This window comes from Cytobacillus solani, assembly GCF_006704205.1.
Lineage (GTDB): Bacteria > Bacillota > Bacilli > Bacillales > Cytobacillaceae > Cytobacillus > Cytobacillus solani.
Window position 1 is genome coordinate 2,637,472 of sequence record NZ_CP041305.1, and the last position, 13,345, is coordinate 2,650,816.

Sequence of the window (13,345 nt, forward strand, 5' to 3'; positions counted from 1 at the left end):
TTAGAATGTTGGTATTTATTGGGGGGATATGATGACAATTGTAAGAGAGGCCACTTCAACGGATTTATTATCGATCGTATCTATTTACAATGAAGGGATCGAAGACAGAATAGCAACATTAGAAACAGAGACAAAGGACTTACCTTACATGCAAGAGTGGTTTGATAAGCATAAAAATCGCTATAAAGTACTTGTAGCTGAATATGAAGGCAATATTATCGGCTGGTCCTCGTTAAACCAATATAATAACAGATGTGCCTATGCGGGCGTGGCAGATTTGTCTGTTTATGTTGCCCGTACCTTCAGGGGGAAAGGGATTGGGAATATGCTGTTAACAGCCATCGAAAAGTGCGCAAAAGAAAATCATTTTCATAAGATCGTCCTCTTTACTTTCCCTTTCAATCAGCTGGGGCAAAGTTTATATCAGAAAAAAGGCTATCTTGAAGTTGGTGTGTTCAAAAACCAAGGTATACTTGATGGAAAATACGTTGATGTAATGGCTATGGAAAAATTATTAAAGTAAAAATTGATTAGAGGTGATAGGAAGTGGAAAATCTTCGTGAATTATTTCAGATTATGACGAGACGTTTTGGATTTTTAGATAAAAACTGCTGCAGTGTTGGCGGAGTAAATGTTTCAATTATTCATAGCCATATTTTATACGAGATCGATAAACAGCATCATCCCTCTATTCAGCAAGTGGCAGAAACATTAGGGACAGATATTACGACGTTTAGCCGGCAAATCCAAGCTTTAGTTAAAATGAATTTAGTAAAAAAGACACCACATCCAGATGATAAAAGAGTTTATATTCTTTCCTTAACTGTTGAAGGAAAATATGTTGCAACTACAATTGATCAGCAGATGAAAACATATTTGAATGATGTATTCTCACATATGAATGAATTTGAAAAAGAAACAGTCATTCGTTCCATTAAACTATTAAATGAGGCGATGGCGAAAACAAGTAATTGCTGTACGACCCCAATGAGGTAAACCCTCATGATTTAATACTTGCATTTTGCAAATAATAAATAATAGGATTGCACTTGCCAGAGGTTATTTTTAGCAGAAAAAGAAATGAGCATTTTTTAACTTGGAATCATAAGGCTTAAAAATAAATCAAGCGAAATGAGGAGAATTACGATGTCAAATGTCATTCATACACAAGGATGCTGTTCCACACAAACATCACCTTTTATCACTAAAACTGTAAAAAATGATAAATTACCAGTCGCCATAATAGGTGCAGGCCCTGTAGGCTTAGCGGCTGCAGCTCATTTAGCCAGTCGCGGAGAGTCTTTTATTTTGCTAGAGGCGGGGAGTCAGGTTGGAGCAAATATTTTAACTTGGGGACATATTCGATTATTCTCTCCATGGCGTTATAACGTTGATAAAGCTGCAAAGAGCTTGCTGGAACAGAATAATTGGACATATCCTGATTCAGAAAAATTGCCAACAGGAAAAGAACTTGTTGAACAATACTTAAAGCCACTTGCCAATCTTCCTGAAATCCAGCCATATATTCAGCTGCAGACAAAGGTATTATCGGTTGGAAAAAAAGATATCGACAAAATGAAAACGCTGAATCGGGAAAATGTGCCCTTTGTCATCTATACAGAGTCAAATGGAACATATAAAATTTTTGAAGCTAGAGCTGTTATTGATGCAACGGGAACATGGGGGAATCCGAACCCTGCGAACTCAAGTGGTGTATGGCTTAAGGAGGAGAAATCACTCCATGAACAAATATTTTATGGAATCCCAGATGTATTAGGGAATGAAGAGAAACGGTATGGAAATAAACGTGTAGCAGTTGTAGGCGGTGGACATTCAGCGATTAATACATTACTGGATTTAGCAGAGCTTACAAAGAGGTACCCTGAGACTGAAATTTATTGGATCATGAGAAAACAACTTGTTGAAGATGCCTATGGCGGGGAAGAAAAGGATGCACTAGCTGCACGCGGTGAATTAGGTAGTCGTATCCATCGTTTAGTTGATAGGCAGAAAGTAAAAGTGATTACTTCTTTCCGAATTCAGGAGGTTAGAAAATCCCAAAAAGGAATGGAGATTACAGGTATTAAGAATGGCGAGGATAGTATTCTGAAAGGAATAGAAGAAGTCATCGTAAATACAGGCAGCAGACCAAATTTATCAATCTTAAGTGAAGTAAGAGTTTCAATGGATCCAGCTGTAGAAAGTGTGGAAGCTTTAGCACCACTTATTGATCCGAATATTCATAGCTGTGGCACTGTTCGCCCGCATGGAGAAAAAGAGCTCCGCCAGCCCGACAAGGATTTCTATATCGTTGGTGCGAAAAGCTATGGACGTGCTCCAACATTCCTAATGGTGACAGGATATGAACAGGTAAGATCAGTTGTAGCCTATCTTTGCGGGGATCTGTCGTCTGCAGAAAAAGTAGAACTTGATTTGCCTGAAACGGGTGTGTGTAGTGTAAGCTTTAATAAGAAAACAGTTTGTTGTGATGATTCATGTTCATGTAATTAATAAAAAGGGAAGCTTTGGCTTCCCTACCACAATCGCTAATTGTAATGAAAATTACCAATTAGCGATTGTTACTAAAATTGAAATACATAAAACCGGTATCCCAACTAAAGCGGAAGCAACGGTTATTAGCTTTCTTACTCGATGCCCATTTTTAAAAATTTTCTCCAATACTAAGTAAATCAGTATCCCGATGAACCCCCCTAGAGAATTTAAAATAAGGTCATCAATATCACTTGCACCAATAGCGAATAAATATTGAATGATTTCTGCCCCTAAGGACAAACCACAAATGATTAAAAATGTTTTAATCACTTTCCTTTTAAAAATCATCAGATAAATCCCTGCAGGAACAAACATAAGTATATTTCCCCACACGTTAACATCTACCCATTTGGTGCGGATTCCATCATCAACATGTATATAACTGCGGATGGTTTCAAAAGGGATAAGATTTACGCTTCTATAGCTGCCCCTTGATAAAAATAGCAAATCTATTAATAAAAATAGATAAAAAATGAGCATTGTCCAAAATAAAAATGGATATATTCCTTTTTTCATAGTTAAACTCCTTCTAGAATCTTTACCCTTTAACTTAATAGACGAGTGGAAATAGGTGAAACCCTACAAGGAAGTATTCATATTTTCTGTCACATTTTCGCCATAATTTTATAAGCAAGGTGTGATTGTCATCATAAGTAATGAGAATCATTATCAATTACAATTCTAAATGAAAACTATTATCATTTAGGGGATTGATCATACTCGACAAAAAAATACTAGGGGAATGCTATGAACGTACTACTAGAGTTTGATTCTGTGTCGGTTAGGTTTTGCGAGGAGGAGGTAATTGAAAATCTATCTTTTTCTTTGAGACAAGGGGAATTGATTGCATTATTAGGCCCTTCTGGCTGTGGGAAAACAACGATATTAAATATTACTTCAGGCTTGATAAACGAAACTGGAGGGAAGGTTAGCGTTCATGCTAAAAAGTTTGGTTATGTATTTCAAGAGCCAAGATTACTGCCATGGCGAACAGTTATAGATAATATTTTATTTGTTATGAAGGAAAAAAATAAAACAGTCAAAAAGCTGAAGGCAATTGAAATATTAAGAATGGTTAGATTGGATCATGTTGCTGACTATTATCCTTCTAAATTATCGGGAGGCATGAAACAGCGTGTCTCAATCGCTCGTGCACTAGCAACCCATCCTGAACTTATATTAATGGATGAACCGTTCTCCGCACTTGATCCAAAATTAAAAAATGAACTTCAGCAAGATGTCATTCAATTAATTGATGAAAATCATATCGGAATCATCTATGTCACACATGATCCGTTGGAGGCACTGAGACTGGCTGACCGAATTTTAGTACTGTCAAGTCAAGGCTGCTCAATCATACATGAAATGAAAGTGGCGAAAAAAAGAAATGAAAGAGACTACGAATTTTTATCACAAGTTGAACTAGAACTCAGGAAATGGGTTGGTGGGATTTAACGTGGAAAAACTATATAAGAACAACATTCATTATCTACTCGTATTCTTCTTAATAATCACAGTATTTTTAACAGGATGTTCACAATCAACTGAAAAAGAGTCAGCTGCTCCAGCAAATGAGGAGCCAGGTAAGCAAGAAGATGCAGCAGAGAAGTTAAGTGAACTAACCATACAAGCACCATTAGGAATCTCAATTGCTGCACCTATTTACAAAGTGGTGGATGATAATCATTTGCAGGAATATACGAATCAATTAAATTATATGTCTTGGAAGAATCCAGATGAGCTTCGTGCACGAATTAGTGCCAATCAAGCAGATATATCAGCTGTCCCAACATATGTTGGAGCCAATTTATATAATCGTGGGATGGACGTAAAGCTGATGAATGTGTTAATTTGGGGTATTTTGTATGTAGTAGGTCCAAATGGTGAACAAGTGAGCTGGGAGCAATTAGAAGGGCAAACCATTCATGTTCCTTTCAAAGGCGATATGCCAGATTTAGTTTTTCAATATTTATTAAATAAAAATGGCATTGATCCAACAAAGGACATAAAGATAGAGTATGTTTCGTCCCCGCAAGAAATTGTTCAGCTTATGATTGCAGATAAAGCAAAATATGCAGTTGTTCCAGAACATGTAGCCACATTATCTGTTGTAAAGGGGAAACAGGAAGGAAAGAACCTTGCAAAGATTATGAATTTGCAGGAGGAATGGAAAAAAGCAACGGGAAGGGATTCTTTTATCCCACAAGCTGGTATCCTCGTCTCCAATTCATTAATTGAGGAACAGCCTGAATTGGTAGAGGAAATACAAAATCAATTTGAACAAAGTGTTCAATTTATTAATGAAAATCCGTCAGAAGCTGCAGCGATTATTAATAAAATGAATGAGGATGTACCAAAGCCGATTATTGAGCAGGTCATTCCTTCGTTAAATTTACAATTTGTTTCAGCAAAAGATGCAAAAGACGATTTAGAGTTTTTCTTTAATGAGATTTCAACGCTTTCTCCTGAAATTATTGGGGGGAAACTGCCGGATGCAGGCTTCTATTACGAAAAGTAAAAAACGATTCATTCGAACCTTAGTTATCTTACTATTACTTTGTATTTGGCAAGTATGCTCTTATTTTTTGCCTAGTATATTATTGCCTTCACCTATCGAAACGTATGATGAATTTGTAAAATTAATCATTAATGGGGAATTAATTAGCCAGCTAGCTCAGTCTGGCTTCAGAATACTTATAGGGCTAGCGATTGGCATCATCATTGCCATTTCTAGTGGATTAATTGCAGGAAAGTTTGAAGTTGTCTATGAAATCTTTCGTCCAATTTATTCTATGATTATGGGCTTGCCGCCGATTATTGTCGTTGTATTAGCAATGGTTTGGTTTGGAACAAGCTCGACTGTCCCCATTTTTGTTGTGAGCGTGCTCGTTTTTCCTGTCATTTATTTAAATACGGCAGATGGCTGGCGAAATATTGATAAGCAATTACTTGAGATGGGGGCCATTTACAAAACCTCGCCCCTTCAAAATTTAAAGCACATTATTCTGCCAGGACTGGCTGTCCCGATTATCTCAGCGCTTTCATTAGCGGCTGGTTCAGCTGTACGAATTACAATTATGGCAGAATTATTAGGTTCTAATTCGGGGATAGGCTATTCCCTTGCATTGGCAAGAGTAAATATTAACACAGCGAAAGTATTTGCTTGGACGATTATTTGTATATTAATTATACTTATCCTTGATCATTTTGTGCTTAATCCAGTAAAAAATTATGTACTTAGATGGAATAAACAAGGGACTTAAACTTTTTAAAGCTAATCTAACACAATATTAAGTGGCTGTTAGATTAGCTTTTCTATTATAATGTTCCTTTCCCAGCCCATTTATATCCAACGCCCCAAACCGTTAACAAGTGATTATCAGCAGGAAATCCGGCTTTTCGAAGCTTTTCTCGTAAATTTCGGACGTGAGAGTCGATGGTCCGGTCTTCGGTTGAAACTTCGTATCCCCAAATAGAAGTAATTAAATGCTCCCTCGTAAAAACCTTATTTTGGTTCGTTAGAAATAAGCTCATCATTGCAAATTCCTTAGGTGTTAATAATACCTCCACCCCATTATACAGGAGCTCATAAGAGTTTTGATCAAGAAAGAGACCGCGATAAGAGATTTTTCCCGTTTCATTTTTTTGTCTCCTTAAAACGGCTTCAATCCTTGCGATTAGCACATCTTCGTCAAATGGCTTAGAAATATAGTCATCCGCCCCATTATTTAATCCTTTTACAACATCCGTTTTATCACTCATAGCCGTTAGCATAATGATAGGGGTGTCCCACGTTTGTCTGATTTTCTCACATGCATCTAATCCATTCATTTCAGGCATCATAATGTCTAAAAGAATTAAATCAACCGGATGTGTTTCTAAATAGTTTATTGCCTCACGGGCAGATTCTTTTTTAATACAATGATACCCGATAGGAGACAAGTATAAAGATAATAAATCAAGCATCATTGGTTCATCATCGACGAGTAAAAGCGTCTTCATCGTTTCAGTTCTCCTTTAAAGATTAGTTCTACCTCGGTTCCTGCATTTTCTTTGCTTTTCACAAGTATTTCAGCCCCATGCGCCTGAACAAGTTCTTTTACAATTGCCAGCCCCAGTCCCGTGCCGCCTAAAGAGCGTGTTCTTGATTTTTCCACCCGATAAAAACGATTAAAGATGAGTGGAATCTCCTTTTCTGGAATGCCTTTTCCGTTATCTTGGATAGAAATATGAATTGATTTTTTATGTTGCCAAGCCTTTAGTTTGATGTCTGCTCCTGCTTGAGAATACTTGATGGAATTGTCTAGTAAATTGAGTATAATCTGTTCAAGTCTCAAAGGATCTGCTTGTATAAATATTTTTTGCGGGCATTGCAGTGTGAAATTTATGCCTTTCTCTTGAAAAGCAAGGGATAGCTTCTGCTCCATTTTTGTAAAGAACGGCCTTAAATCGATACGTTCTTTTTGGATGGCAAATGAATTTTGGTCAATTTTTGCTAGATCAAATAATTCTTTGATTAATACAGATAATCGATTTGTTTCTTCCACAATAATATTTAAATATTTTTCTCTTACTTCATCAGGAAGTTTTCGTTTCTGAACGATATCTGCGTATCCTTTGATATACGTTAAGGGCGTTCTCAGTTCATGGGAAATACTAGCCAGGAACTCATTTCTTTCTTGTTTTAAATAGTTTAAATCTCTAGCTAATAATTCGATGGATTTTGCTAAATCACCTAACTCATCATCAGAGGCTATAGGTAAAGAAACTGAAAACTGGCCTTTACTCAATTGCGATGTGGCTTCTTTCATTTTTAGAAGCGGCTTTGTGATTCCTTTTGAAAGAAAGATGATAATAATAATGGTCAGACATACGGAGATCCATCCAGCTAAAAGAAAGTGCTCATTTAATCCTTGTATGAGCGAATGTACAGATGCCGTGTTTTCAAACATGAAGACATAGGCTGTCAGCTGTCCATTAACTTCAACAGGACTAATGGTAGCAATATAAGGTTCATCTTTCCAGTTGTCTTCAACGATTTGCCCCTCAGCTGTAATTGGGGAAGATGGTATTTTCAAGTATTTCTTTAAAGACGCAATTTCGGATGAGGAATTGAGCACCTTTCCATTTTTATTGGTGATAATTACATCAGTCATTGATTCGGATTCCATTAAAACAACGTGATCAATGGTTTCTTTATCGAAATGCTTTTCAAGGATGGCTCTATGTGAATTTCCCCTTGCTTGCAGTGCTTTAAGTTCTTCTTCCACTCTAGATTCAGCAATGCCCATATGTAAAAAGAAAAACATGACAGTGATCAATCCAAATATAATCAAGAAAAACAATATCCCAAGCTTTATAGAGAGTTTCTTCAATCTACTCACCTAATTTCAATCAATTACTTTTATTCTACTCTAAAGTTGTGAAGAATTTATGCAGAGGTAGTGGTGGACATGAAAATCACTGGATTTTTATTAGATTTAAAAAGCGCATTCGTGAGGGAATGCGCTTTTCTTATGATAATTATTAGTAGTTCTATCATTACATACGTGAATGAACTTTCTCTCCTTGCACCCAGACTTCACGGATGTTTTCTGGCCGGACCAAGTACATAATTTTCTGAAAGACATCAAATAAATCCTCATTTGCACTATAGATAGGAAGCTTTGCAGATGCGACAGTTGTATCGATAATTTGTACATCCCAAGCATAGTTTTCTTCTAAGCGTCCAATGGGTAAGCTCAGGCTTTCTCCGCCGCCAGCAGTAGCGAAAAAGAAGGCTTCATTCATTGTGATTCGTGAATTTGGCAATCCGCGTTTTTCAGCAGGCAACGCTGGGTTCACGCCATCATCTAACATTCTGGAAGATATAACAGCTTGTCTGGCATTATCGAATAGACTAGGTGAATAACCTCCAGATACGTCAGATCCTAAACCAATTTCAACACCCTTTGCATGTAAATGGGCGATGGGGATGACACTATTGGCAAAGTAGGCATTGGAGATTGGACAATGACTAACAGCAGTGCCTGTTTTCGCAAATAATTCTGCATCATCGTCATTTAAGAAATTACAGTGTGCCATGACTGACTTCTCTCGTAATAGACCAAAATCATGTAAAGCAAATGCGTCATTTTTATCGTAACGATCTTGAACATAGGTATGTGCCCAATCGCTTTCACTGCAGTGTGATTGGATGTATGTATCATGCTTTGCAGCTAGTTCGCCTAATCCCTTTAAAGCTTCATCCGTACAGCTTGGAATAAACCGCGGTGTAACTACAGGGTATACCCCTTGTTTCACTGATTTTGCCAATTCGTTAACGGCTAGGATAAATTCTTCTGTATCTGCTAATGCTGTTTGCGTATCTGCATCACGATAATAATCTGGGTTTTGTTCAGGATGATCCATGACAACTTTTCCTACTAAACCGCGCTGTCCTTTTTCAGCACATAGTTTTGCCAGCAGCAAACTAGCTTCTTTATGAACGGTTGCAAAATAAAGTGCGGTAGTTGTTCCATTTGTTAGGAGGGTAGTAACCACATCTTCGTAGATTTTTTTTGCGAAATGTATATCCGAAAATTTCGACTCAAGCGGGAAGGTATACGTGTTTAACCAATCATAGAGCGGAAGATCTAAGGCTGTTCCAGATTGGGCCCATTGCGGTGCATGAACGTGTAAATCGATAAATCCAGGAAAGAAATATTGACCTTCAGCTAAATGATGGAATTGTTCTGTATCTGAGTAAGAATCTATTAATATTTGATAGCCTTCTTCTTCTGGTGCAACAATTTTTTCAATCATGCCATCAGTATTAATACAGAATAAATGATCTTTTAATATTTTTACTTCCTTTGGTGAGCTGCTAGAAAAAGCAGTTCCTTGAAAAACTTGCGTGTATGAAATCATAGTTATCCTCTTCCTTTGCTAAACGTAAATTCGATCATTTGATGAGAAACCGATAAAACTGCCACCTCGAATAAGCTGGTTGAGGATACCAATACCCAAACCTTTTAAAAGGAATGGCAGCTTGTACCCTAAAAGTATAACCTAATTATTCACATTCCTTAAATATTAAAAGTGTATAAAGGTGGCAAAGGCTGAAGTACTCCTGAATGCATATGGCAGATAAACTCCTAATCATTAAATTTCTAAGCTCTTTGATTTCTTCCTTATCACAGCCATTCCTAATATAAATAAGGGAATGAACGTCTGCATGATTGGAAATAAAAACGGGAAAACAGTTATATCTATATGATTGTTTACCATTAAATTGGGCACTGCCCAAAAACTAACTTCTACTATTAAAATGCCAATCGGCCAAACAATCGGTTTATAATCAGATAATTTTAGCCATTGAGCTGTTGTTAAAATTGTAACATAGTAGAAAACAGTAATTTTTATAAATGTTCCTAATATCCATATCGCAATGATAATAGGTTCGATACTTTCAATGAAATCTCCAAGGTTTACTAATTGAGTGGCTGATAAAAAAGGGTAAATGTAAAATTCAGTATTTTGATTTAGAATAAACAGAACTGTAATGTTTGTTATTATAAAAGTGACTAAAATTAAAAGAACAGTAAGGATACCCCATTTCATCCCCTTAGAATCTGATAAGGAGGGGAGGAGAAACACAATTAGGAATAGCTCGCCAAACCATATTTGAGGTATAATTGCCCCTTTTAAAGAGGGAAGGAGTCCATTTTCTAATATCGGAAAAATATTTGAAGGTTCTAATTGCGGAAGTAATAAAAAAATAATAATAAATACCGAAAAGACAAAAATCGGAAAAAATAATTGGGCAACTCTCCCAATTACTTCTATCCCGGCAATGACTGTAAATGCCGAAAGTAAAAGCATTGTAATCATAATGACACTCACAGGTGTTTTTATAAAGAATACCTTTATAAATTCTGCATAGGTTCTAGTAATTTGCCCGGATGCAATGAGAAAGAAAGTAAAATATAGAAAACCGAGAAGTTTTGTAGCAAGCGTGCCAATTGTATGCTCACATATTTGAAAAAATGATTGCCGTGGGAATCGTTTTGATAAGTGAATCACAATGATAACTGTAAAAAAGCCGATGATCGAAGCCCAAATAGGAGAAAGCCATAAGTCTTTCTTTGCAAATTTGGCGGTAATTGAAGGAACTGTAAGAATAGCTGTTGCTATAATTGTCAAATACATCATCATCCCCATTTGCAAGGAGGAAATTCTCCCTTTGTCCATAATCTCACTCCTTTCATCAAAAAATTATATCTTCACTGGTTTTACCTTTTTCTTAATACTAGAAATGGCTAATAATAGTAATGGAATGAAAGTTTGCATTATTATGCCAAGAAAAGGAGAGACGGTTTCATCATGATGATTGATAACCATTAAATTTGGTAAAGACCAGAAGCTTAATTGTACGATTAGAATGCCGAGTGGCCAAACGATTGGTTTATAGCCAGTTAGATTTAGCCATTGTCCGATCCCTAACGCAGTCACATAATAAAAAACAGTTATTTTTACAAACGAGCCCAAAATCCATAAAGCAATGATGATTGGATCCATATTTTCGATGAAATCACCTAAATTAACAAATCTAGTAGCTTTTAAAAAGGGGTAAATGGAACCGGCTATGTTTTGTCCTAAGATGAAAAGAACAATTAAATTTGCTGTTACAAAGGTGAACAACACCATAAATATCGTAATCATTCCCCATTTCCTTCCCTTACTTTGATCTGATAAAAATGGAAAGAGAAATATGATTAGGAAAAATTCACCAAACCAAATTTGAGGGATGATGGCACCTTTTAAGGAAGGGAGGATTCCGTCTTCCATAATAGGCAATAGATAACTTAAATTTAGTTTAGGAATTAATAAAATAATAATAATAAAAATAGAAAAGAAAAAAATAGGGAAAAAAATCTGTGATACTCTTCCAATTACTTCTAACCCTCCAATGACGGTAAAAGCGGCAAGAACGGTCATTGAAATAACAATGACACTTATTGGTGTTTGAGGTAAATACACAGTTAATATAAAATCTGCGTAGCTTCTAATAATTTGCCCCGTAACATAAGCTAAAAAGCAAACATAAATAAATCCTACTAGCTTACCTATATAAAGCCCTGCTGTATGTTCACATATTTGAAAAAATGATTGCTGCGGATAGTTTTTAGACAACCTCATAACAATAAATAAGGTCATAAATCCAACAAGTGAGGCCCAGATTGGAGAAAGCCATAAATCTTGTTTAGCATACTTCGCAGTTATTCCGGGAACTGTTAAAATCGCAGTGGACATTATTGTTAAATACATGATCATCCCCATTTGCAAAGAGGAAATCTTGCCCTTCTCCATTCCTAAACCTCCAATCACAAGAAATCAAAAACAATTAAATTTATAGACTTTCCATGAAATTGCCAAATGGTTGAAATATACTTTCAAGCAGTGTGACTGGTCCTGGTAAGTTGGGAAGATCAAAAAGGGAAAGAGCTCCAGCTATTATAAGTAAAATAAAAAAGGTGATCCTATCTTTTTTAGGATAAGTTTTTATTGTTTTCCACTCATATAAAATGATGACCCCAATAATTATCAGGACACAAAAGAATATTCCCCATTTCACTATTTTTTCACCTCATCCTTAGGCAGCCCGCTAGGAGTACTTGTATATCCAGGTCTGCGAATATTGGCATTAACATCCACACTTACTTCTATTTGGGGGAATATCTCATTCCATCGGTTTTTCACCTTTTTCCATTCCTTTGGATAATGGTGATGAAATTCTGTCGCAAAATCAATAATATCAATATTAAATTCTTTCTGAAGCGGATCGATTGCTGCTTCAATCCGATGTTTTATATTTTTTCCAAAATCAATTTCTAACCTCTTAATTGTTTCAGGATCCATTAAATTTAGCTTGGTTTCATTTTGAACCACATCTCCTTCTGCTTGTACTTTAATCGTCATTTTCCATTTATCTTTTGATATCCTTGGCTTTAGTTTGACATCAGATTGTACTGGACTAACTGATATCTCTTCCTCTTCATTCCCAGCTTTAAAGGAAATGGTGCTATATTTTAGCATATTTTTTATCCACATGATTCCACGTGTTTCATATTCTCCTATCGTGCCGATCATTTTATCTTTCGAAAATATAGCGGAACCTGAAATATAAGGTATCGATTCATTTTCTGTTTTCCCTTTATTTGGAGGGTAAACTTTTATAAGCGGAAGCACAGCGTTTTGGGCATCACTTGTCAACATTAAATCCAAGTCCTTCATTGTTACAGGAAGTCCAATTTTGAAATCTAATAGCTCTTTAAGTACCTCTCCGGAATATCGTTCTAAAGGGGGCAGTAACTGAAGAACCTTTTCTGTATCAGCTTTACTAACAAACATAAATGCTCTGCCGCGTGGCTCCGGATGGCGCACTAAGAAATCGAACTGCTCCCGAATTCCGTTTTCAGCGAGTCCCATACCAAAAATGAAAACTTTGCATTGCCCCCAAAAGATTGTTCGAGGCAGCACCATTTGAAGTTTCGAAACAGCATCTGCCAAATTGCTGCCAATACCTGTCCGAATTAATGTCAAATCTCCTCCGCCTGTCCCCAAGCCGCCGCCGCCACTGAGTGCCCGAGGGATAAATACTTGCGCGGTAACTTTAATCTGATTATCCTCTGTTAGGTCTATTGCTGTCGCAGTTATGATAGCTATATCATTGACTTCTACGCGATCCCAGCAGCCGCTGAGCATAAAAATACTTAGAAAAAAAGAAAGAGATAGGAAAAAACGCTTCATA

The 13,345-nt window shown here is 36.5% G+C and carries 14 protein-coding genes; 6 read left to right on the forward strand and 8 right to left on the reverse strand.

Annotated elements, in window-relative coordinates; all coding sequences use genetic code 11:
- The first annotated feature begins 28 nt into the window (after positions 1–28).
- The 3 genes from FI644_RS13180 to FI644_RS13190 all read left to right on the forward strand — a co-directional run bounded on the left by FI644_RS13180 (position 29) and on the right by FI644_RS13190 (position 2,511).
- Positions 29–523 carry an arsinothricin resistance N-acetyltransferase ArsN1 family A gene (locus tag FI644_RS13180; RefSeq protein ID WP_053477703.1) on the forward strand — a complete coding sequence of 165 codons (495 nt, stop codon included), beginning with the start codon at positions 29–31 and terminating at the stop codon, positions 521–523.
- 23 nt (positions 524–546) lie between these two features.
- Positions 547–996 (forward strand): MarR family winged helix-turn-helix transcriptional regulator, encoded by a 450-nt coding sequence (locus FI644_RS13185; RefSeq protein WP_053477704.1) that lies wholly within the window; start codon positions 547–549, stop codon positions 994–996.
- Between the two features lie 150 nt (positions 997–1,146).
- Positions 1,147–2,511, forward strand: coding sequence for an NAD(P)-binding domain-containing protein (locus FI644_RS13190; RefSeq protein WP_246066937.1), 1,365 nt, complete (start codon positions 1,147–1,149; stop codon positions 2,509–2,511).
- Between the two features lie 51 nt (positions 2,512–2,562).
- Here the strand turns inward: FI644_RS13190 and FI644_RS13195 are convergent, their stop codons facing one another.
- The gene (locus tag FI644_RS13195; RefSeq protein ID WP_056686242.1) at positions 2,563–3,069 is read right to left on the reverse strand and encodes a VanZ family protein; all 507 of its coding nucleotides are present in this window, start codon (positions 3,067–3,069) and stop codon (positions 2,563–2,565) included.
- A gap of 231 nt (positions 3,070–3,300) precedes the next feature.
- Between FI644_RS13195 and FI644_RS13200 the strand changes: the two genes are divergently transcribed.
- Genes FI644_RS13200 through FI644_RS13210 form a run of 3 tightly spaced genes read left to right on the forward strand, consistent with a single transcriptional unit; the run spans position 3,301 to position 5,816 of the window.
- Complete coding sequence (locus tag FI644_RS13200; RefSeq protein ID WP_056686239.1) at positions 3,301–4,008, forward strand: ABC transporter ATP-binding protein; 708 nt, start codon at positions 3,301–3,303, stop codon at positions 4,006–4,008.
- Position 4,009: 1 nt separating this feature from the next.
- Positions 4,010–5,071 carry an ABC transporter substrate-binding protein gene (locus tag FI644_RS13205; protein ID WP_142108484.1) on the forward strand — a complete coding sequence of 354 codons (1,062 nt, stop codon included), beginning with the start codon at positions 4,010–4,012 and terminating at the stop codon, positions 5,069–5,071.
- Entirely contained in the window at positions 5,046–5,816 is a 771-nt protein-coding gene (locus FI644_RS13210) for an ABC transporter permease (RefSeq protein ID WP_181758120.1), read from the forward strand. Before FI644_RS13205 ends, FI644_RS13210 begins: the two co-directional genes overlap by 26 nt.
- A 55-nt stretch (positions 5,817–5,871) precedes the next feature.
- Here the strand turns inward: FI644_RS13210 and FI644_RS13215 are convergent, their stop codons facing one another.
- The 7 genes from FI644_RS13215 to FI644_RS13245 all read right to left on the reverse strand — a co-directional run bounded on the left by FI644_RS13215 (position 5,872) and on the right by FI644_RS13245 (position 13,344).
- Positions 5,872–6,555 carry a response regulator transcription factor gene (locus FI644_RS13215; RefSeq protein WP_142108486.1) on the reverse strand — a complete coding sequence of 228 codons (684 nt, stop codon included), beginning with the start codon at positions 6,553–6,555 and terminating at the stop codon, positions 5,872–5,874.
- Complete coding sequence (locus FI644_RS13220) at positions 6,552–7,928, reverse strand: HAMP domain-containing sensor histidine kinase (protein WP_142108487.1); 1,377 nt, start codon at positions 7,926–7,928, stop codon at positions 6,552–6,554. Before FI644_RS13220 ends, FI644_RS13215 begins: the two co-directional genes overlap by 4 nt.
- A 166-nt stretch (positions 7,929–8,094) precedes the next feature.
- Positions 8,095–9,462, reverse strand: a complete 1,368-nt coding sequence (gene guaD / locus FI644_RS13225; RefSeq protein ID WP_142108488.1) for a guanine deaminase — start codon at positions 9,460–9,462, stop codon at positions 8,095–8,097.
- Between the two features lie 234 nt (positions 9,463–9,696).
- On the reverse strand, positions 9,697–10,785 hold the full coding sequence (locus FI644_RS13230) for a GerAB/ArcD/ProY family transporter (RefSeq protein ID WP_142108489.1): 1,089 nt from the start codon (positions 10,783–10,785) through the stop codon (positions 9,697–9,699).
- Positions 10,786–10,809: 24 nt separating this feature from the next.
- Positions 10,810–11,904, reverse strand: a complete 1,095-nt coding sequence (locus FI644_RS13235) for a GerAB/ArcD/ProY family transporter (RefSeq protein ID WP_142108490.1) — start codon at positions 11,902–11,904, stop codon at positions 10,810–10,812.
- A gap of 40 nt (positions 11,905–11,944) precedes the next feature.
- The gene (locus tag FI644_RS13240) at positions 11,945–12,169 is read right to left on the reverse strand and encodes a hypothetical protein (RefSeq protein ID WP_053477715.1); all 225 of its coding nucleotides are present in this window, start codon (positions 12,167–12,169) and stop codon (positions 11,945–11,947) included.
- Positions 12,169–13,344, reverse strand: coding sequence for a Ger(x)C family spore germination protein (locus FI644_RS13245; protein WP_056686218.1), 1,176 nt, complete (start codon positions 13,342–13,344; stop codon positions 12,169–12,171). Before FI644_RS13245 ends, FI644_RS13240 begins: the two co-directional genes overlap by 1 nt.
- Position 13,345: the final 1 nt, after the last annotated feature.